This window comes from Paenibacillus peoriae, assembly GCF_022531965.1.
Taxonomy (GTDB): domain Bacteria; phylum Bacillota; class Bacilli; order Paenibacillales; family Paenibacillaceae; genus Paenibacillus; species Paenibacillus polymyxa_D.
This window is the reverse complement of record NZ_CP092831.1, coordinates 87,826-112,500: the sequence shown is the minus strand read 5'-3', so window position 1 is coordinate 112,500 and position 24,675 is coordinate 87,826. Positions and strand designations below refer to the sequence as shown.

At 49.6% G+C, this 24,675-nt stretch carries 2 protein-coding genes (1 of these 2 only partly in view); one reads left to right on the top strand and one right to left on the bottom strand.

The window, feature by feature from the left end:
- Nucleotides 1-761 carry the 3' portion of an alpha/beta hydrolase gene (locus MLD56_RS00415; RefSeq protein WP_029514649.1) on the top strand. The gene continues 274 nt to the left of window position 1, outside the view, so the window shows 761 of its 1,035 coding nt (coding positions 275-1,035); the start codon falls outside the window, past its left edge; the stop codon is at nucleotides 759-761.
- A 109-nt stretch (nucleotides 762-870) separates the two neighbouring features.
- Here MLD56_RS00415 and MLD56_RS00410 read toward each other — a convergent pair whose 3' ends face one another.
- Nucleotides 871-24,600 carry a non-ribosomal peptide synthase/polyketide synthase gene (locus MLD56_RS00410; protein WP_029514648.1) on the bottom strand — a complete coding sequence of 7,910 codons (23,730 nt, stop codon included), beginning with the start codon at nucleotides 24,598-24,600 and terminating at the stop codon, nucleotides 871-873.
- Between the last annotated feature and the right edge of the window lie 75 nt (nucleotides 24,601-24,675).

Here is a 24,675-nt window from a genome sequence, read left to right as displayed (position 1 = left end):
CTGTTGTATCCTATGACCGGGCAGGCTATGCCTGGAGCGAGGAGGCTGCTACTCCACGAACCGGGGAAAACATCGTTCGGGAGCTTCATCTCGCCTTAAAAAACGCAGACATCCAAGCTCCTTATATCCTGGTAGGCCATTCTCTCGGAGGGATGTACTCAAGACTGTACGCGCAGACCTACAAAGACGAAGTGGCAGGATTGGTTCTGGTGGATGCCAGGCCTGAGAATGACGCTCGCCGGACAAATGAGATCTATGCCAAAGAACGACCTAAGGTCAATCCCTCCCCGTTAATATCCATTCTCCTAGAAAAGTCAGGAGCATTTCGCCTGTTTCCCAATTTTATGCTAACGGGTCGAGTCGAATATCAAGATAGAAACTCTTTTGTGAATATTGTCGCTTCTTCTAAGTACTTTCGATCTGTTGCGGAGGAAGGTGATCTAGCAAGCACTACCGAAGATGCCATACGGGGACAGCATCTGGGCAACCTCCCTGTACGTGTAATTGCCCGGGGCGTTCAACAAGATTTGACTCAGTTCGGTATTAGTAAGCGCGGAAATGATCAGATCGAACAAAGCTGGCAAATGGGACAGCGCGAGATGCTTAACATCTCTACAAACAGCAAATTTATTGTTGCCAAGAAGAGCGAGCATATGATCATCCATGATCAACCGGAGCTTGTCATCCAGGTCATCCGTGAACTCATCACCGACACCAGTCATTTTCAGTCAACCATGTCTAAAGCATACACAGATGATTAGGGACTTTATATGTTAAGGACAGCATAAAAAAACAAAAGACGCCCGAGTTCCTTCTATATAAAGGAATCCGGGCGTCTTTGCTACCCTACACTATTCTCGTTGATTGATCTTAGGACAGAATAGGCTTGTTTTTAGATGAGGCTTCTGCAATTTTACCAAGTATTTGTTTCAGTACTTTAGCATTTTCCCCGACAAAACCGGAATCAAGCAGCACATCATGCGTTCCGATGACTTCGTATTCTTTGTATTGACCATGCGTCGCCTTTTGCCATAACAATTTATCTAATGATGTATCCGGACCAATACTATCATCCTCTGCAATCAGAGCATGGATATTCGCATGAACTTCACCTGCGTTAATAAGCTCATCGCGGTAGGTGGAGTAAACCAACATTTTGTCCATGACTCGCTCCCTGTCGGCTGGATCGGCGAGGAATACTTTGTACTGCTCCCTAATGCTATCCAGCACCGTCTCGACAATCTCTTCAAGCTCCTCAGGTGTCGATTCATCCTTGGACATCTTTCTCATAGCATCTACCATAATAATGTCACCAACATGGTAGCCTCGGCTTTCCATAGCTTTAGCTACCTCGAAGGCGAGATTTCCTCCAAGTGAGTATCCAAGGAATACATATGGGCCCTCGGCTTGAATGTTCACGATGGCATCGATGTATCGATCCAGCATATCTTGGCCCTGGAAACGATCGCCGATAAATTCCATCCCGTACACCTCGCAAAGCCCATCCAGCTCCTTGGCCATCTCATAGTACCCCAGAGAGTGACCTACCCGAGGAGGGAAGCAAAATACTTTAAGCGTTCCTTTCCCTGGGAAGTGGATAATTTCCATTTCTTGTTCGTCGGCAGTAGTTGTTGCCTGCAGCTTGAAAATTTCATGCGCCATTTCTTCCACAGTTGGCAGATTAAACACGGCCTGGAGTGGGAGATGGACGCCCATATTAGACGAGATCCTTTGGATCAAGCCCAATACTTTCAGGGAATGGCCCCCAAGGTCAAAGAAATGATCTCTGATCCCGATTTCCTGTACGCCGAGCACCTCGGACCAAATCTGAGCGAGCTCTACTTCTGTCTGCGTACGTGGCGCGATATACTCCGCTGTGCTCCGCAGAAGGGTTTCTGGTGCCGGTAGCGCTTTGCGATCCAATTTGCCATTCGGATTCAGCGGCATTTGTGCGAGCTGTACGAAAGCAGACGGAATCATATAGCTTGGCAGCTCGCTGCCCAGTGCTTCGCGTAATACGCCCGCTGCGAGCCCTTCCTCGGCCACAAAGTATGCGCAAAGCTGAGTACTTCCGCTGGAGTCAGCCAGTGCTAGAACAACCGCTTCCTGCACCGATGGCACCCTCAGAATTTGTGCCTCCACTTCTCCCAGCTCAATGCGGTAACCCCGGATTTTTACCTGGTGATCGATCCGTCCCAAATACTCAATATTCCCGTCTGGCAGCCATCGGGCCAAATCGCCCGTTCGGTAAATCCGTGCTCCCGGTTTGTACGGGTGAGGAATGAACTTCTCTGCCGTCAGGTCCGGCTGGTTGAAATACCCCCGCGCTACCCCTTCGCCTGCAATGCAGAGTTCTCCCGGTACCCCCACAGGTGATACCTGAGAAGCGCTGTCCATCATCCATACTTGGACGTTAGCGTACGGTTTGCCGATCGGCACATGCGTTAGAGCCGCAGTCTCAGGGCTAGTTGTATATCGGGTCGCATATACGGCCGCTTCGGTAGGACCATAGATATTCTCCAGTACTGCGTGTGGAGATACTTTATAGTACTCTTCTACAAGTTTGGCAGGCAGCGTCTCGCCGCAGGCAAACAGGTATTTCAGAGTAAGGAATCCTTGGGTGCCGCTTTCTTTCAAGTATTGAACGAGCACACTGAGCATCGATGGCACCAAATTAAGATGCGTGATTCGGTTCGTATCCACAGCCTCCAGCAGTGCCATCGGGTCTTTGTCCACGCCTTGTGGCAGGATCACGAGAGTCCCCTGTCCAAAGAACCAGCAGAACAGCTCTGGCACAGAGAAGTCAAAGGTGAATGTCGTTTTGAGCAGGAAACGGTCGCCTGCCAACATCGGATATTCAGCTTCCAGCTGACTCAGCGTATGGACGGCAGAGCGGTGTTCAATCATTACACCTTTCGGCTTGCCGGTTGAACCTGACGTGTAAATGATATACGCCAGATGCTCCGGCCCCGCAATTGGCTCCAGATTCGAGCTATCCTCATGGTACGCCTGCGGATCATCAAGTGCCAGGATCGTGCCAGTGAACGGGAACCGATCTTTAAGATGGTTCTTCGTCAGCAGAAGCTTCGCCCCCGAATCCTCCAGCATGTGGCGAATACGGTCTTCTGGGAACTCCGGATCAATCGGTACATAGGCCCCACCAGCTTTTAGAATGGCATGGATACCAATGATCATCTCAAGCGAGCGCTCGACCATGATGCCAACTGGTTGGTCCGGTCTGACCCCTTGGGCACGCAGTGTACGTGCAAGACGGTTCGCCTGCTGATGAAGTTCTCCATAGGTAAGCTTCGTTTCTCCGTAAACAAGTGCTGTACGATCCGGTGTGAGCGCAGCTTTTTCCTCAAATATGCCGTGGAGGGTCTGCTCACGCGGATAAGGAGCTACTGTATCTCCCCACACCTCTATTATTTGTGATTTCTCTTCTGGCGTGATCAGTTCCAGCTCATCAATACGGATAGCAGGTTGTACAGATACGCTTGTCAGAATTCTCGTCAAGTGTCCTTGAATCCGTTCCACGCTCTCCCGGTTATAGACGCGAGCATTATATCGATACAAGAACTCCAGACTACGTCCCGGCAGCACAATAAGGTTAAAATCATAATTCGTCTGTTCAAACATCTGAACATCTGTAATTTTGTATTCAGCCTCTTCACTGGCAATTTTCTCTTCCAGATGCTCTTCTACCGGGTAATTTTCGAACACCATAATATGAGAAATCAAATCTTGCTTTTGTTCGCTCTGTGCTTGAATCTCATAGAGCGGATAGGAATCATAAGCATGTCCTGCCAAATATAATTCCTGCTGTCTTTTCATCACATGGGAGAACGTATCGCTTCCCTCGGCCTGAACCCGAACTGGAACTGTATTAATGAAGAGACCGATCATGCTTTCGATACCCGGAATCTCGGCAGGTCTTCCCGATACCACACTTCCGAAGACGATATCCTGGCTTCTATTGTAGCGCTGCAGCACGATTCCCCAGGCTGCTTGCATCAGCGTATTCATTGTCACCTGATGTTGTTTGGCCACCTGTTCCAGGCGATCGGTCAGTTCCGCATCCAACGTGAATACCAGCTTCTCCGACACATAGGCCTCTGCTTTTGCCGATGGCTGTGTGATGGCTTGTGGCAGCTTCGTCTGCTGCTCGTAGCCTTTCAGGTACCCTCTCCAGTAAGAGGATGCCTCTTCCTCGCCTTGTTTCTCCAACCATTGAATGTACTGGCTGTACGATGCTGCTACAGGAAGCTCAGGTTCCCTTTGCTCACGTAGAGCTCCGTATGTTTCAAACACTTCCTGGAGCACAAGTGGCATACACCAGCCATCCAAAATGATGTGATGAGAGCTCCACAACAGATGGTAATGCTCTTTTGCAGTACGTAGAATAGCAACACGCAGCAAGGCTTCATTCGCAAGATCAAAGCCTCTTGCTTTGTCTTGGGCAACATAAGCTGCAAGACGCGCTTCTATTTCAGCGGAATCCAGCTCATGCAAATCCTCGTATACGAAATCGCATGCTCTTTCTTTGAACACAATCTGTATAGGGAAATCGCCCCATCCAGCATGGAAATTCGTTCTCAATATGGCATGCCGTTTCATCAGTTGCTGTAAGCTGCGTTTGAAAACCTCAGGATAGAACACTCCCTGAATTTCAAATGTGGCCTGCTCAAAGTAGACCTCTGAATGAGCCTCCAGCAAGCTGTGGAACAACATCCCCTTTTGCATCGGCGTCAGTTTATACATATTCTCAATACTACCGATATGCCGTGTCTGCTCTTCTAACTCCTCAATCTTTTCCAAGCTGATATCTTTGAGGAGTACATCGCTTGGTGTTAGTTCTGTTCTTTCCTTACTTACGCAATGTCCAATGACTTCACTAAGACAGTTCTTCAGAATGCCAACAAACTTAGCCACGGACTCCCCGTGGAACTGATGATGGTTATAGCTGACCGAGAGTTGAAGCTGCCCTTCGGCAATCAGTCCATTAATGTTCAATGCCTGATGCTGCACCATCTGCTCACTGACCTCAGGTCCTACGGAGTAAGGCGATACTTCCATCGTCCCTCCTGCAAGATCCTGATCGAACTGACCCAAGTAGTTGAACGTAATCTCCGGTTCAGCCGAGAAGGAGGAGGTATCGGGACTGTCGCTTAAATATTTCAAAATCCCATATCCGACACCTTTGTTCGGGATACGACGCAAGCCTTCCTTTACATGCTTGATTCTGGCCCCGATCTCCAATTCCCCGTCCATCTCAAGGGCGACAGGGTATTGACTTGTAAACCAGCCTATTGTGCGAGTAATATCCAGTTCCGGTACAACAGGCTCCCGCCCATGTCCCTCCAGAAGGATGCCTACACGTTCGATTCCCGTCCACTCGTGAACAGCCATACCAAGGGCTGTCAGGAGCAGATCGTTGACCTCCGTATTGTAAGTACGGTTCGCTTCTTTCAGGAACTGCTCTGTCTCTTCTGGTGACCATCTGACCGTGATAGCCTCGCTATCCTTGATGAGAAGTGCGCCATCTACCTTGTCTTTGGGAAGAGGGACAAAGCCATCTCCTTCTACCTCTGCCCAATAGCTGAGTTCTTGTTCAGCCGCCGGGCTGTTAGCAAATTGTGTGATTCCCTCAACCCATGCACGGTACGAATCCGTCTTCTGCGGAAGCTTGACTGCTTCTCCACGTGCTGCCTGCTCGTAGCCTTCCTGCAGGTCCTCAAAGAGGATACGCCAGGATACGCCATCCACAGCCAGATGATGAATAACGATCAACAGATGTTCGCCTTCCGCACAGCGGAACAGACCCAGTCTAAAGAGAGGTCCATCCTCCAGAGAGATGCTGCGCTGAATGGCTTCCGCACCCGCTTCTATTGCTGAAGCCGGGTCTGTCTCATCCCGCAGGTCGTGGATTTGGAGGCTATAGAGTTCACCCTCACCTACGCTCCGGTTCCAGGCCTCCAATCCCTGCTCTCCTTGGCGGAACACCAGTCGTAAAGCATCATGATGCTCTGCAATTGTCCGAACAACCTCGGCGAGCGCATCGGTATTGAAGCCATCCCGTCGGTACAACATGACCGACTGATTAAAGTGATGCAGATCCATTGACTGTTCATCGAAGAATCTGTGCTGAGCAGGTCCCAGTCTTACCGATCCGTGTACCTCGCTTTGGTCCGCAATTCGGCTGACCACACTAACGCGCTGCGCCAACTCTGCAATTGTCGGATAACCGAACAAATCCTTCATTTCAAGCTTGTAGCCTGCTTGAAGAAGCCTTGAGGATACTTGAATGGATTTGATCGAGTCACCTCCAAGTTCAAAGAAATTATCATGAATGCCGACAAGCGGCACGCCAAGTACACCTTGCCAGATTGAAGCCAAAATGTTCTCCACATCCGTCCGCGGAGCGGTAAAGTCTGCTCCCGCCTTTATACCCGAGTTCGGTTCAGGCAGTGCCTTGCGATCCAGTTTGCCATTCGGTGTCAGAGGCATCACGTCCAGTTGTACGAAGTAAGACGGAATCATATATGCAGGCAGTCCGGCAGACAGTTCGTTTCTCAGCTCGCTGACAGACATTTCGCGATCCGCTACAAAGTAAGCACACAGAGACTTCTGTCCATTGGCGTCTGCCCACGCAACAACGAGAGCTTCCTCGACAAGGGGCATATCCAGCAACTTGGCCTCAATCTCACCAAGCTCAATACGATAGCCCCGTATTTTGACTTGATGGTCAATACGCCCAATGTACTCAATGTCTCCATTAGGAAGGCGACGAGCCAAATCTCCGGTGCGATACATATTTCCTTCCGCAGCGAACGGATTCCTAATGAATTTTTCTGCGGTAAGATCCGGACGGTTCAGGTATCCACGGGCTACTCCGTCCCCGGCGATGTACATTTCGCCCTCCACACCTAACGGTACGAGACGAAGCTGTTCATCCAGGATATGAATGTATATATTGTCTGACGGCAAACCAATCGGTACGGATTCCCGTGTATCCTTCGCAGGATCGTACAGGTGAATCATGCAGCCGACGACCGTTTCGGTTGGTCCATATTCATTGTAGATTTTGATATTGCCACCAAAGAGGTCGGTAATCGTTTTTGACAAATGTGTGGTCAGATTCTCTCCACCCACAATAAGCTGCTGAATGCGACTCTCTACCGGGATGGTCATATCTTTAATCAGACTGAGATGCGTCGGCGTCAGCTTGAGAATATCCACCGCATTTTCGCGCAAAATATGCTGAACAACCTCCGCTTTATCTATACCATCATAAATCCGTACTATTCCTCCATTTATTAACGGAGTAAACATTGATGTCATCGTCAAGTCAAACGAAATGGACGAATACAGCGGGAAGTCCGTTGGTTGCCCTGCACAATAGACTTTATTGGCCCACCAGATGTAGTTCACGATTCCTTTATGGTTAATCATGGTTCCCTTCGGATTTCCTGTTGTACCCGAAGTATAGATTAGATACACCAAATCGTTTCCTCTCACAGGAATATTAGGATTATTCACTCCAGCTCCGTAGATGTGCGGGGCATCCAATTCCATAACCATTCCCTCAAAGGCCGCTAGTTTCGTCAGGTGGCTCTGTGTGAGCAGAATCTCAGCGCCAGAGTCCTTCAGAATATACTGAATCCGCTCCTGCGGATATTCAGGATCAATCGGTACATAGGCTCCGCCCGCTTTGAGTACCCCCATGATGGCAACCAGCAGTTCCACTGACCGATCCGCCAACAGCCCCACTACTTGTTCACTCCGTAGTCCTTGGGCTATCAAGGTGGAAGCTAGTCTGTTCGCCTGCTCGTTCAGCTCCCGATATGTGATCTGGATGTCGCCGCTTATTGCCGCGATCTTATCCGGCGTACGGGCCACCTGTTCCTCAAACAAGGTATGCAGGCCCTGATCACTTGGGTAGACATGAGCCTTGCCACCCCAGTCAAGCAGGTTTGTCCGTTCCTCAGATGTTACAATCTCCAGTTCCTGTATCGTCGCTTGCGGATGAGTAGCTACCTGATCGAGCATTTGCAATAAATGTCCTCCGATTCGCACAATGCTTTCTTGCTCGTAGACCGAAGCATTGTAGCGAATGCAGACCTTAATGTCTTCGCCTGGAATCACAACCAGGTTAAAGTCATAGTTGGTTTGTTCAAACATGGTGAAGTTGGCAACTTCGAGATTGTCCTCCGTTTGATTACCCGATTGCTCCACCTGTTCGTCGAGCGGGTAATTTTCAAAGATCATAATATGAGAAATCAGGTCCTGCTTTTGGGTTGTTTTCCCCTGAATCTCATACAGTGGATAGGTATCGTAGACACGACCAGCCAATGATTGTGCCTGTGTACGTTTCATTACCTCGACGAAAGCCTCGTCTTTGGATGACTGTACACGGATAGGTACTGTATTAATAAACAGACCCACCATATTCTCGATCCCTGCAATCTCAGCCGGTCTACCCGACACAACGCCGCCGAAAACGACATCCGAGCTGGCATTATAACGTTGAAGAATCAGTCCCCAAGCTGTCTGCATGAGTGTGTTGACGGTCACGTGATTGCGCTTCGCGACAACATCCATTTTACCGGTCAAAGATGCACCCAGATGGAGAACATGCTCTTTTAGGACATAGCCCGCTTCTTTGGCTTGAGATTTCGTTTTACCTTCCGGCAATACGGTATTCCCGTCATAATCTTCGAGATATTGGCTCCAATATGTTGAAGCTTCTTGATCATCCTGTGCATCAAGCCACTCGATATAACGGCTATAGGGCTGAGCTGGCGGCAGGACAGGCTGTAATTGCTGTTTCTTGGCAGAATAATAATCGAACAGCTCCTGTGTAATGATCGGGATACACCAGCCATCCATAACAATATGGTGGAAGCTCCACAATACAAGACAGCTTTGATCCTTCTGCAAGACGGTCACTCGCATCAGCGGATCATCTGACAAGCTGAACCCCTTAACCATATCTTCAGCAATATAAGCCTTGATCCGGGCTTCTTGTTCCTGCATAGATGCGTCGCGCAAATCTACGTAGTGCAGAGGGATTAACCGTTGCTTAAAGACAACTTGCAGCGGTACATCCGCAATGTTGTTGTAAAAGCCGGTACGTAGTATGGCATGTCGTTGCACCAAAGCCTGGAAGCTCTCGAAGAAGATATCTACATCGAAGCTGCCACGCATCTCAAACGTTGCCTGTTCGAAGTATGAAGAGGAATCCGGCTCCAGCAGGCTGTGAAACAGCATGCCCTTCTGCATTGCCGTCAGCTTGTACACATCCTCAATCTCTCCGATATGAGCCGTCTGCGCCGTAAGTCGATCAAGCTGCTCCAATGTTAATCCTTGGAACAGAACATCACTAGGTGTAAGCTGTGAACACTCCTGAGCTACACAATGCCGGATGACCTCACTAAGGCTTGACTGTAATAATTCAGCAAAATGACTCACCGTCTCGTTACGATACTGCCTGTTGCTGTACGTAATCGTCAGTGATAGCTGTCCTTCAGCAATCATGCCATTCACATCCAGAGCATATTGCTGTGGTGTGAGATCGCTGAGCGCCTTACCGACTGAATGTGTAGACAAGCTAAGAGCATTCCCCTCCAAATCCTGGTCAAACTGTCCAAGATAGTTGAAGGAAACTTCTGGTTCTACGCTGAATCGAGTGTCTTTTTCCGGTGCCATATATTTCAGCAGACCGTAGCCGATACCTTTGTGCGGAACCTCTCGCAAATTCTCCTTGATGCGCTTGATCCGGGTAGATACTTCCTGCCCATCTTGCAGGTTCAGCAGAACAGGGTACTGAGTTGTGAACCAGCCCACGGTACGGGTAATATCCAGATCTGGTATGATCATTTCCCGTCCATGTCCTTCAAGGTTAACCAGAACCTGCTCCATGCCTGTCCAGCGCTGAATAGCTGCTCCCAGAGCAGTCAAGAGTAAATCATTCGTCTCCGTATGATAAGCCCGGTTTGCTTGTCGCAACAGCAGCTCTGTTTCTTCAGCAGACCACGTTACCGTAACCGACTCGGTATCCCGAACGGTGCCTGGCTCCTGATCCTTATCCTTGGGCAGTGGAGCCAGAAGCGTCTCCTCAATCTGCTGCCAGTATGAACGCTCCTCGTCCAGGGCAGGACCTGCTGCATACTTCGCCGCTTGCTCGGACCATACAAGATACGAATCGGTCTTTTGCGGAAGAACAATCGTTTGTCCATTCAACGCCTGCTCGTATCCTGTTGCAATGTCTTCAAACAGGATGCGCCAGGACACACCGTCAACCAAGAGGTGATGAATGACAATCAACAAATGATCGCCATCTTCACAATGGAACAGGCCTAGCTTGAACAGTGGGCCACCTTCCAAGTCAAAGCTTGCCTGAATGGCATTGGCTTGGGCCTGAACCGCAGCTGTCTGGTCTTCCGCCTGCCGCATATCAGCAATGTCCAATGTGTAGAGCTCGCCTTCATCCGTTCCCCGATTCCAAGCTGCGTATCCAGCTTCTGTAGGCCGGAAAACCATGCGCAGCGCGTCATGATGGATCGCAATTTGGTCCATTGTCAATCGGAGTGCAGCCTCATCAAAGCCGTCTTTCCGATAGAGCATGACGGCATGATTATAATGGTGCGGCTCCGCTGTATGGCGTTCAAAGAACCAGCGCTGAATTGGCATTAACTCTGCTGCACCCTTAATTTCGCCCTGTTCCGCTGTACGTCCGGCTGCCTGAAGATACGGGCTGAGCTCGGCAATTGTCGGATATTTGAAGAGATCCTTCATCTCTAATTTATATCCAGCTTGGAACAATCTCGAGGACACTTGAATCGCCTTGATGGAGTCACCACCCAGGTCGAAGAAATGATCGTGGATGCCGACCTGCTGTGCTCCCAGCACACCTTGCCATACGGAAGCCAAAGCTTCCTCAGCCTTCGTCCTTGGCGGTTCATAAACCGCTCCAGTCTGCACATTGGCCTCCGGAGCCGGAAGCGCTTTGCGATCCAGTTTGCCATTTGGTGTCAAAGGCAGCTGTTCCAATTGCATAAAGTAAGATGGAATCATATAAGCCGGCAGTTCGGCAGCCAAGGCTTTTCTCAACTCTCCTACCGTCAGCATCTGATCGGCTGTGAAATAGCCGACAAGCACTTTTTGTCCACTTCCATCCTCTTGGGCGAGCACAACGGCCTCTCTTACAGACGGAGCATGGAGCAGCTTCGCTTCCACTTCACCTAGCTCAATACGGTAACCACGGATTTTTACCTGATGGTCAATCCGTCCCAAATACTCCATGCTGCCATCCGGCAACCAGCGTGCCAAGTCACCCGAGCGGTACATACGCTCGCCTGCTTCGAACGGATGAGCGACAAACTTCTCTTCCGTCAATTCCGGTCGGTTCAGATAACCTCGCGCCAGACCTACGCCCGCCACATAGAGTTCACCTGGAATGCCAATCGGCTGTGGACGGCGTTGTTCATCCAAAATGTACGCTCGCAGCGTCGGAATCGTGGTGCCGATATTGCTGCGGCCCTGTTCAATTTCCAACTCTGTAATTTCCTTGTAGGTTACATGCACGGTCGTTTCGGTAATGCCGTACATGTTAATGAGCTGCACTTGCGGATACTTCGTTCTCCAGTCCTTGAGCAGGGCCGGAGCTAATGCCTCTCCACCGAAGATAATCATACGGAGGCTCAGTTCTGCCGCCTGATGACCGAGCTCTTCCTGTAGCAACTGGTAGAAGTAAGTCGGTGTCTGGTTCAAAACGGTGACCTTCTGATCCTTAAGCAATTGTAAGAAACGATCTGGACTCTTCGCGGTAAGCGATGGAACGATGACCAACCGTCCTCCGTTCAGCAATGCTCCGTACATTTCCCATACAGAGAAGTCAAAACAGAATGAATGGAACAGTGTCCACGTATCCTGAGGACCAAAGTCAAACATATTTTTATCATTAAAGAGCAAGCGAACTACATTTTTATGCTCAATCAGTGTTCCCTTTGGCTTGCCTGTCGTACCCGATGTGTAGATGACGTAGGCAAGATTCCCCGGTCCGGCTGCAGACTCCAGGTTTGAGACATCCTCCTTGTAGGAAGCCGTTTTGTCCAGACTTACGATATCCCCGGCGAAGGAGACCCGTTGCTCCAGATGCGCTTGTGTCAGCAGTAGCTTGGCTCCTGAATCCTCAAGCATAAAGCGAATGCGGTCTTCTGGATATTCAGGATCTACAGGGACATAGGCCCCGCCTGCTTTCAAGATGGCTAAAATTCCGACCACCATTTCAAGGGAACGATCCGCCATGATTCCAGCCAAACCGTCTGGTTGCAAACCACGTTCCCTCAGCGTTCGGGCAAGTCCATTGGCCCGCTCGTTCAGCTCGATGTAGGACAGGGTTGCATCTTCACATACGACTGCCACTGCATTCGGAGTACGTGCGGCCTGCTCCTCGAACAGCGCATGGATCGTCTTGTCACGAGGATAATCTGCCTTGGCTTCGTCCGGCGCTTTCATCAGCCTTGATTTTTCCTGAGGTGTCACGATATCAAGGGATGACAACGGCAGTGCCGGATTGGCGATGGCTTCCCGAATAAGCTGTACAAAGTGGCCTGCCATCCGATCAGCAGTCTCTTGCTTGTAGATCGCAGTCGCATACTCAAGCGTGCAGTTCAATGCCCCGTCTGCTTCTTCACTCACGGTCAACGTAAGATCGAACTTGGCAGCCGGATGTACATTATCGTAAGGAGTGAAGCGCAATCCTTCTATTTCTTGTTCTCCCTGATCGATATTTTGCAGGACAAACATGGTATCAAATAGTGGGTTACGGCTCAAATCACGCTGAAGCTCCAGCTTTTCTACCAGCTCCTCGAACGGGTAATCCTGGTTTTCATAGGCCCGCAGCGCTGTTTCCCTCACTTCCTGCAGATAAGCCCCGAAAGGCTTCTCTCCTTCTGGATAAGTACGAAGTGCCACTGTGCCGACGAACATACCGATGAGGCCTTCGAGTGTCGCATGGGATCTTCCTGCCACAGGTGAACCGACGATGACATCTTCCTGACCTGTGTACTTGTGCAAGAGCGCTGTATAGGCTGCCAGCAGTACCATGAACAGAGTGGAACCCGTTCGGGTAGCCAGCTCCTGAAGTGAAGCACTCAGAGAAGAATCAATTTGGAAGTCGATTCGATCGCCCGCAAAGCTTCGCACCGCAGGACGAACTTCATCTCCTGGCAAATCCAGCACTGGCAAGCTTCCGCGGAAAGCATCCAGCCAGTAAGCCTCCTGGGCCTTAAGACGCTCGCTTCCGAGCTGCTCTTGCTGCCATACCGCATAGTCTGTGTACTGGATCTGTAGCTCAGGAAGTACGTCCTCCTCTTGGTAGAAGCGGAGAAACTCTTCTATGAGAATATTCATAGAAACCCCATCTGAGACAATATGGTGCATGTCAAACAATAGTAAATGGCGCTCATGTGCAATTCGAATAAGGCCGACCCGCAGCAATGGAGCTACACCCAGATCAAAAGGACGGACGAACTGCTGAAGGGTAGCTCCTGCCTCTTCCTCGCTCAACTCCGCATATTCCACAGCAAACGGAACATCCGTCAGGAGCTGCTGTACAGGTTCACCGTTCACGGTCACAAAACGAGTACGCAGCGAACCATGACGATGAATCAGACGACGGAATGCCTGCTCTAGCCGTTCCCGATCCAAAGCTCCCTCAACGGTAAGAATACCCGGCATATTGTAGCTCAGCTCTCCACCTTCCAGCTGACTTAGAATAAACAGTCGTTTTTGGGCCGAGGACAATGGATAATGCTCTCTCGCTCCCGCTGTAGGAATTTCTTCGAAATTCAGCGGTGTATAGCCCTCAATAGCACGGGCCAATCCTTCAATAGTAGGAGACTCGAACACTGCTCTCAGACTAATCTCGCGATTCATTTCCTTGCGAATTCGTGAGACTAGCAGGGCTGCACGCAGTGAATGACCTCCAAAATGGAAGAAATTATCCTTCACTCCCGCATTCTCTACACCTAGCACCTCTTGCCAGATTTGGGCTAATTGCATTTCTACAGGTGTCTTTGGAGCCTCAGATGAAGCAACTGCCCATCCACGCTCGCCCTGCAGCGCTTTTCGATCGATTTTTCCGTTCGACGTCAGAGGCATATCCTCCAGTTGTATGAAGCGGGAAGGGATCATATATCCAGGTAACATCTCCGACAGGACGGCCCGAAGTTCGGATACCTCAAGTTTCTGAGCGGCTACGAAGTAAGCGACTAGATCCTTGTAGCCGTCATTGCCCTCTACAGCCATGGCCACGACTTCCTGAACGGACGGCACTCTGAGCATTTGTGCTTCTACCTCGCCTAGCTCGATACGATAGCCGCGGATTTTGACTTGGTGATCTATTCGACCTAAGTACTCGATGGTTCCATTCGGTAACCAGCGAACCAAGTCACCCGTCCGATACATACGCTCTCCTGGGGCAAATGGATTGTCCACAAACTTCTCATCCATTAACTCAGGCTGGTTATGATACCCCCGCGCTAACCCGATACCCGAAATGCATAGCTCTCCAGCTACACCGACAGGTTGCAATCTAAAATGGTCATCCAAGATGTACACACTATGGTTAGCAATAGGTCGTCCAATAGATACAATATCCGTTGCTCCCTCACTGTCCGGGACAGACCAGATTGTGGTGCATACGGAGTCCTCTGTTGGGCCATAGCCATTAGAGTAACGTACATGCTTCCTCCACTCTTCGATCAACTCGATCGATGCGGCCGATCCAGCGGTTAGCAAGCACCGCAGTGTTGGCAAACGCTCTGGATCAAGGTGGATAGCGTAAGCGGGTGGCAAAGTCGCTACCGTAATCCCCTTATCGTTCATGAACTGCTCGAACAGGGCATGATCTAAAATATCTTGTGGAGAAGGGATGCACAGAACAGCCCCGTGGCTCAGCGCCGTTAAAATTTCCGAAACCGATGCATCAAACGACAGGCTTGCAAACTGAACGATCCGATCCTGCGGTGTAACTTCGAAGTGTGTCCCGTATACGTCCGAAAGATTGGGTAGTCCCCGATGCTCGACTAATACGCCCTTAGGCTGACCCGTCGTACCTGAAGTGTAGATCACGTAAGCCAGATCATCCGGGCCGGCAGTAGCCTCCAAATTCGAGGTGTCGGCATCATAGGTCGATGATTCATCCAGCAGCAAAACATTTTCCGTCCATCCGAGATGCTCCAAGAGATGGGCCTGTGTAAGGATCAGCTTCGCCCCAGAATCTTCAAGCATGTAACTGATTCGTTCTTTCGGATACTCTGGATCGATTGGAACATAGGCACCCCCGGCTTTCATAATGCCGTAGATCCCAACGATCATTTCGAGCGACCGTTCAGCAATCAGTCCCACCAGATCTCCCGTCTTGATTCCCTGAGTACGGAGCCTTCTCGCCAGTCCATTGGCTTTTGCATTGAGCTCGGCGTAGGTCAGCATCTCGTCCCCAAACAAAAGGGCAGTCGCGTCTGGCGTTCGTCCCGCCTGTTCCTCCAACAGCCCGTGGAACGTGTTACATTGCTCGTAAATGCCTGTTGTATTTCCCCATACGTTCAGAATCTGTTCTTTCTCCTGCGGCGTGACTAATTCTAGAGCATCCACGGAAATTGCAGGATTCTCCACAATTTGTTCCATCAGGTGGAACAAGTGGCCCTTGATTTGCTCGATCGTGGCTGGATCATAGACGAGCGCATTGTATTGGAACAACAATCTCATCTCTTTGCCCGGTAGAACAATTAAGTTAAAATCGTAATTCGTTTGTTCAAGAAGCTCCGCTTCCTCAATCTCAAAGGCAGCCTCACCACCTCCCAAACTCTCTACTTCCTCTTCCACAGGATAATTCTCAAACACCATAATATGAGAGATGAGATCCTGCTTTTGGTCCGTCTGAGCCTGAATCTCAAACAACGGGTAGGTGTCATACATATGAGAAGCCATATACTGCTCCTGCTGTTGCTTCATTAGGACTGTGAAGGGGAGATTCTCTTCCGTCTTCACACGAACTGGTATTGTATTAATGAACAAACCGATCATCCGATCAATGCCCGGAATTTCTGCTGGTCTGCCTGATACTACACTTCCGTATACAACATCCCGACTACCGTTATAGCGTTGAAGCGCAACGCCCCAGATGGACTGCAGCAATATATTCATCGTGACATGAGCATCTCTGGCCACCTTTTCCAGGCGTTCAGTCAATTCCCTGCTGACAGGATAATTCAGCTTCTCTGCTACATAGCCTTCTCCTTTAGCTGCTCCACCGACTTGAGGTAAAAGCGTCTGTTGTTCATAACCGGCCAGATATCGGCTCCAATAGTCGGCCGCAGCTGCTTCATCCTGCTGTTCGAGCCATTCAATATACCGGCTATACGGCTGAACCTCTGCCAGGTGAGGCTCTCTTCCTTCCAGGAGCGCAAAATAGTGTTCAAATACCTCCTGCGTAATTAACGGAACACACCACCCATCCATGACGATGTGGTGAAAGCTCCATAAGAGACGGAAGCTCTCTTCATCTGTGTGCAAAATGGATACACGCAGAAGCTCATCTTCAGCCAGGTTAAAGCCCAGTGCTTTATCCTTAGCACCAAATGTCTTCAGGTAAGCTTCGCGCTGCGATGCATTCATCTCCCGCAGGTCTTCGTACACCAATTTAGCGCCTCTGTGCCGAAATACAACCTGCAAAGGCTCGCTGCCCCATCCGCTGTAAAAGTTCGTACGCAGGATAGCATGACGCTCCACCACTGCATCCAGACTGTGTCCGAAGGCGGTCGGATCAAAGCTACCCTTAAAGTCAAAGGCAGCCTGCTCAAAATAAGCACCCGTATGCGGCTCAAACATATCATGGAACAGCATGCCCTTCTGCATCGGTGTCAGACTATATACATTCTCAATATCGCCTATGTGGCTGGTCTGCTTAGAAAGCTCCTCCAGGTCGGCAATGCTTAGACCCTTCGCAAGCACGTCGCTTGGTGTCAATACGGTTTTCTCTTGGGTTACGCAATGCTGGAGAAGCTCCCGCAGGCTTTCTTCAATATATCCAGCGAGCTGTTCCATCGTAGATGACTTATACTGTTTTCCGTTATAAGTCATCGTCAGAGTCAGGGCTCCGTCCGTCACCATGCCATTGATATCTAGCGTATAGGCCGGTTCCTCCAACAAGCTTTGCGCGCTTCCGGTCGGATAAGGAGAGATCTGCAATGAGCCTCCTTGCAAATCCTGATCAAATTGCCCCAGATAGTTAAAAGAAATCTCAGGTTGCAAGCTGAAGCTATCTTCATCCAACTGACTTGCCACCGTTTTGAGCAACCCGTAGCCAATACCTTTGTTCGGAATTCGGCGCAACCCTTCTTTCACAGACTTGATCAAGGAGGCCACTTCCGAGTTATCCCCCAAGTCTAAAATCACCGGATATTGACTTGTAAACCAGCCGACGGTACGGGTGATGTCAATATTCGGTATAATCGGCTCACGACCGTGCCCTTCCAGATTCACAGCAACCTTTTCGATCCCAGACCACTTGGATATCGCCATGCCTAGAGCAGTCAATAGCAAATCATTCGTCTCTGTTTGATAAGCACGGTGGGCTTTTCTCAACAATTGGTCGGTTTCTTCTATAGTCCATTGTGCTGTTACTACTTTGCTATCCTGTAAAAGAAGGCTTTCCACAGCCTCATCCTTCGGCAACTGTTCGAGTGGCTGATCCTTCAGCTCTCTCCAATACGCCCGATGAGTCTCCATTTCAGGGCCTTCCGAATAACGAGCAAGGGCGTCACCCCAGTCACGGAAGGAATCCGTCTTCTGCGGGAGTGTCAGTGCTTGGCCTTGAATCACCTGCTCATAGCCTGCTGCGATGTCCTCGAACAAAATCCGCCAGGATACTCCATCTACCACCAAATGGTGGATCACGATCAGAAGGTGGTCTCCATCCTGACAATGGAAAAGTCCTAACTTCAGCAGTGGACCTTCTGCCAGATTGATACTGCGCTGAATGTCATCCGACAGCGAGGTAATAGCTGCAACTGGATCGGATTCTTTCCGTAAATCAGCGGTGAACAGACTATAAAGCTCTCCTTCTTCAAGATCACGATTCCAAGCTTCGTAGCCATGTTCTGTCTGACGGAAAACCATGCGAAGGGCGTCATGATGCTCAGCAAGTTTTCTCAGCACCTGATGCAAGGCCTTTTCCTCAAATCCCTGTTCACGATACAGCATAACCGCTTGATTGAAGTGATGAGGCTCTGCCTGCTTCCGGCCAAAGAACCACTGTTGGACTGGAGTCAAGCGAGTCGCTCCACGCACAACTCCCTGTTCAGCCATGTGCACAGCCGTCTGTATTTCCGCGCCTAGCTCGGCAATGGTTGGCGATTTGAACAGTTGCTTCATCTCTAACCGATAGCCGGCCTGCAGTAACCGTGACGACACCTGAATGGCCTTGATGGAATCTCCACCCAATTCAAAGAAATTGTCATGGATACCCACCTGTTCCGCACCCAGCACCCCTTGCCAGACAGACGCCAAAGCTTCTTCGGCCGGTGTACGAGGAGCTGTATACTTCCGTCCTGTATGCGCACCTACTTGCGGAGCCGGCAGAGACCTGCGGTCCACTTTTCCGTTTGACGTTAATGGCATACGATCCATCTGAATAAAATAGGATGGCATCATATAGCCCGGAAGTACCTGCGATAGGGCAAGGCGTACTTCGCCTGCCGTGAGCGCACGATCCGCCACATAATAAGCGCAAAGCTGCTTCTCTCCAAGCTCATCCGCGCGAACGACCACTACGGCGTCGATTACTGACTCCACCTTGGCCAGTTGGGCCTCGATTTCAGGGAGTTCGATGCGGTAACCACGTATTTTGACCTGCTCATCAATTCTTCCTTTAAACTCCAAATTCCCATCTGGAAGCCAGCGTACCAAATCCCCAGTTCTGTAGCAGGGTTCTCCGTCCTTCACAGGACTAGGGACAAATTTCTCTGCTGTGAGATCAGGACGATTGAGATATCCGCGCGCTACACCTTCACCGCCGACAATGAGTTCACCCCAAGCACCAATAGGCTGTAATTGCAGCGATCCATTGACCACATAAGCGGTCGAATTACTAATTGGGCGACCAATCGGTACGACCCCTTCGGCACGACCTGGAATCTCGTAGGTGGTGGAGAAGGTCGTATTCTCTGTCGGACCATAGCCATTGATAGGGACAAGATCAGGATTAGCCTCGATTACACGATTCATATGAGATATGGACAGTACGTCACCGCCGACTAGTAATGCTTTGAGCCCTCTGAACAGGTACTCATCCTGCAGGGAAAGCTGATTGAAAAGCGGTGAAGTAAGCCACAATGTCGTAATCCCGTACTTGGCAATAGCTGCTTTGAGCCTATCGGCAATCAGAATGTCGTCATTCTCTACGAAATAGAGCTGTCCACCGTTAAGCAAAGCTCCCCATATCTCGAATGTAGAAGCATCAAAGGCCACTGCTCCCGTTTGCAAAATCCGTGTAGATTCATTCAGCTCCACATAGTTGGTCTCTTTGACCAGACGAACCACGTTCCGGTGTTCAACCATAACGCCCTTCGGTCTACCCGTCGTACCCGATGTATAGATGACATAAGCAAGCCCCTGCGATCCTTGGGCAGTCTCCGGCTGGGCAGGTTCAGCTGCATAAGCCTCTTCACTGCTAAGATCGACAATCGGTATACCGTAGTCTACATTTATAAGCTCGCTCTTTTGCACCAATAATAGCTTGGCGTCGGAATCATTAAGCATATAACGCACACGATCTTCCGGGTAATCAGGATCAATCGGCACATAGGCTCCACCCGCTTGAAGCACCGCGAGCATACCAATGACCATTTCGATGCTTCGTCCGCCCATCACGGCCACAGGCTGCTCCCTCAACGTTCCCAAACGACGCAGTGTTTGGGCCAGTCGGCTCGCCTTGTCTTCCAATTCAAGGTACGTTAGCTGGACATCGCCGAATACAAGCGCCGTCTGTTCCGGTGTACGCTTGACTTGTTCTGCGAACAGCTCATGAATGGTCTTGTGGCTTGGATAAGGAGTCGATGTCGCGTTAAATACTTCAACGATCTGTACTTTCTCCTCCGGTGTGATCATTTCTATCTCGGCCAGTTGCAACTGGGGATTGGCCGAGACTGCGTGCAGAATCCGGAGCAAGTGCGTTGCAAGTCGCTCTACACTTTCACGCCGATATAAAGCCGTACTATACTCGAGGCCAAAGGCTAATTTTGAGCCCTTCTCCTCTACATTGAGGGACAGGTCAAATTTGGCTGTGACGGTGTCCATCAAGTAAGGAGTAAAGTGCACTCCGTCCATTTCCTGCTCTTCCTGCTCGGTATTTTGTAATACCAATAGGGTGTCAAAGAGCGGATTGCGGCTGACATCACGTCCTACGCCCAGCTTTTCGACCAATTTTTCAAAAGGGTAATCCTGATGCTCAAACGCCTTGAGCGCTGTTTCCTTGATTTCCAGAAGATAATCCTGAAAGGTTTTATCTCCTGCCGGGTAGCTGCGCAAGGCCAGTGTGTTGACAAACATTCCGATGATACCCTCAAGCTCAGCCTGCGGCCTTCCGGCTACTGGAGAACCTACGACGATGTCCTCCTGTCCTGTATATTTGTGCAGTAGTACCGAATAAGCAGCCAGCAATACCATATACAGTGTAGTACCTGTACGGGATGCAAGCTCTTGTATTGCCTTATTTCCAGACTCATCCAATGTAAAATCAATTCGGCTCCCCTCGAAGCTTCGAACCGAAGGTCGTTGGAAGTCTGTAGGCAGATCCAATACTGGCAACTCTCCTTCAAAGGCTTGCAGCCAATATTTCTCAAGATCTTGCCATTGGTTCTCTGACTGTTCCCGTTGCCATACGGCATAATCCTTGTACTGGATCTGCAGCTCTGGTAGCTGTTCTCCTTGATACAAATGAGTAAGTTCCTCTATCAATATTTGAATAGAAACCCCATCTGAAATGATGTGATGCATATCAAACAGCAACAGATGACGCTCCTCCTGGAGCTTCGCCAAGCTAACACGCAGTAATGGAGCCTGACTCAGATCAAAGGCACGAATAAAGCTGTGAATGAGCGTATCCGTCTCCTCCACCGAAGCCTCTGTGTAGTTCAACACGAACGGCACATTCCTATGCACACGCTGAACAAGCTCTCCATCCTGCATATAAAAGCCGGTTCTCAGGGATTCATGACGCTGGATCAGTGCCTGGAACGCAGACTCCAGCCGCGTGCGATCCAACGGTCCATCCACCGTGAAGACCCCTGGCATATTGTAGCTGAGCTCTCCCCCATCCATCTGTCTCAGCACGTATAACCGCTTTTGCGCTGAGGACACTGGGTAAGCTTCGCTTTCCGCCGCCTGTGGGATGGATTCGTACATGGTTGGAATGTGTTTCTTCACAAGTTGCGCCAAGGACTCGACTGTAGGTGACTGAAACACCTCACGCAGCGAAATGCTACATCCCAATTCTTTGTGAATCCGTGAAACGAGCACTGTTGCCCGCAAGGAGTGACCCCCAATTTCAAAGAAATTATCCCTGACACCAACGCGGGTAACACCCAAGATATCTTGCCAAATGAGTACCATCTGAGCTTCCACAGCAGTTCTCGGAGCCAAATAAGCCTCGCCGGATTGTACGCTGCTTTCAGGAGCCGGCAACGCACGGCGATCCAGTTTGCCATTTGGCGTAAGCGGCATTTGCTCCAGCCGGACAAAATAAGAAGGAATCATGTAAGCTGGGAGTTCCGCCGCCAGCTGAGACCGCAATTCTCCCGGCGAAAGGTCACTGGAGGCTACATAGTAGGCGCACAGCAATTTTTGGCCCTGTTCGTCTTCCCGTGCGAGGACAATCGTCTCCCGTACGTTCGGAGCCTTGAGAGTTTGGGCTTCTACCTCGCCAAGCTCAATTCGGTAGCCACGAATTTTGACCTGATGGTCGATCCGCCCCAAATATTCAATATTGCCATCAGGCAACCAACGAGCAAGATCCCCCGTTCGGTACAGCCGCTCTCCCGCCCGATAAGGATGCTCAACGAATTTTTCAGACGTCAAATCCGGCCGATTCAAATACCCACGGGCCAGACCGTCCCCCGCAATGTATAGCTCTCCCGGAACCCCAACAGGCTGCAAGCGTCTTTGCTCATCGAGAATATAAGCGCTAAGTGTGGGGATCGTTCTGCCAATATTGCTTTTCCCCGCTTCAATCTCATGTTCCGTGATTTCCTTGTAGGTGACATGGACCGTTGTTTCCGTAATTCCGTACATATTAATCAGCTGCACATCAGGATACTTGACCCGCCAGTTTCTCAGAAGAGATGGACTTAAAGCCTCTCCACCAAAAATGATTTTCCTAAGGCCAAGCTCTGTCGAAGAGTGCGTTAACTCTTCCTGTAGCACCTGATAAAAATACGTCGGCGTCTGATTTAAAATGGTGACTTGGTTATCTTTCAACAACTCCAGGAAAGCTGCTGGGCTTTTGGCTGTGAGAGATGGAACAATCACCAATTTCCCTCCATAAAGAAGCGCTCCGTACATCTCCCAAACGGAGAAATCGAAGCAGAACGAATGGAATAGCGTCCACGTATCCTGAGAGGTGAAATCAAATAAATTTTTATCGTTAAAGAGCAGTCGAACTACATTTTTGTGCTCAATCAGCGTGCCCTTCGGCTTGCCGGTTGTACCCGACGTGTAGATGACATAGGCCAGATGGTTTGGTCCCGAAATACTCTCCAGATTGGAGGCATCTCCTGTATACGTTGTAGAATCGTCCAGGCTCACAAGCTTTCCGTCAAAAGTGGTACTCTCCCACAGATGACTTTGGGTGAGCAACAGACGGACACCTGAATCCTCCAGCATATAATGGATACGCTCTTCCGGATAATCGGGGTCAATCGGTACATAGGCACCCCCTGCTTTCAAAATGGCCAACATCCCGATGACCATCTCCAAGGAACGGTCAGCCATAATCCCTACGAGCGTATCTGCCCCTACTCCCTCGGAGCGCAAATATCTCGCAAGCTGGTTAGCCTGCTCGTTTAGAGCTAGGTATGTAATGCTCTGCTCGTCCATCTGAACGGCTACATGATCTGGCGTGCGCTCGGCTTGTTCCTCGAATAAGCCATGGATGGTCTTCTCACGTGGATAATCGACTGCAGCGCCTTCCGAAAGAGCCAAAATGGATTGCTCTTCGGGTTCGCCCAATAAGTTTACCTCTGCGATAGAAAGCTGAGGTGAATGAATGACCTGCTCGGCGATCGTAAGCAACTGGGAAACCATGTCCTTAACTTCGCTGCGTTCAAACAGCTCCGTCCGATAATCGACATCCAGTACCAGTTCGCCTTCATCCAGGATCTCTACGATATGAAGTACGAAATCGTTCACTTCATCCCCGCAGAAATCATAATCTGTCAAAATACGCACATCATCCAAATCAACCCAATTGATAAGACGATATTCCATTGAAACGCCAAAAAGCCGCTGAATATCCTTGTTGCCATGCATTTCTCTAAGATCCTGAATTAACTGATTGTATGGATATTTCTGATGCCGCAGGATTGACATCTGATCTCTGGCTACATCCTGCACGAAGCTCAGCACATCCATATCCTTTTCGACGTATGTTCTGGCAGCAGCGGTGCTGACGAACATACCTATCTTTTGCTTCTCTTTTTTGTTCCCCCGGTTAGCGAACGAAGTTCCAATCACCACATCCGGCTGATTCGTCATTTTGTGTATGTAGATATACATCGCACCCATGAAGAACTGGAACAAGGAAATTCTGTTCTGTTGGCAAAATGCCTGCAGCTCGTGATACAGCACTTCTGGTACAGTAAAATGCTCCCGAACAGCGTGAGTGCTTAAAGACAATGGATTATATGACTTCCAACCCGTAAGCTCAGGCAAATCAGAAAATTTATCCAGCCAGTATGCCTTATCTTTCTGGTATCTGTCAGAAAGTTCGTATGCATTCTCATCTGCAATATATTCAATATACGAGCAATCGTCGCCCAGCTTCGGCTCATTTCCTTGAATTAACTCCATGTAAAACGCTGTTAGCTGATTGCCATAGACCACCATTGATATTCCGTCAGAAATAATATGGTGCATCTTGATATTAATCCAATACTCTTCCTCGCTAATCTTCACAATTAAAAACTGGAAGAGTTCAGAATCCAGCAGGGGCAAGGGTTTGCTTTTGTGTTGCTCAAGTAAGGCTTCCACTTCAGATATACTTTCATAGTGGGAAAGATCCAGGCACTCCAACTGTCTTTCTTCATAAGGAACGACATACTGTTGAGGCACTCCATCCACTGAGGTAATACGAATACGGAACGCATCATACTGTTTGATAATCAAATTAATAGACTGCATGAAGGCAGCGATATGGATATGCCCCTTCATCTTAGCTGTACCGGAAAGCTGTGACACTGACGTATCTGGGTAGAGTAATTCGGTATACCATATACGCTTCTGCGCATTTGTTAAATCATATAACTGCATGTCATTCATCTCATTCACTCCTATTCCATGATGTGAATATCCTCCCGCTGCACCTGGCAGTCAGGAGGACAAAAGGAAAGTTTA

Bases quoted from the DNA above. Each gene is read 5' to 3' on its own strand.
- MLD56_RS00410 (WP_029514648.1), bottom strand. From the start codon at position 24,600: ATGAATGACATGCAGTTATATGATTTAACAAATGCGCAGAAGCGTATA.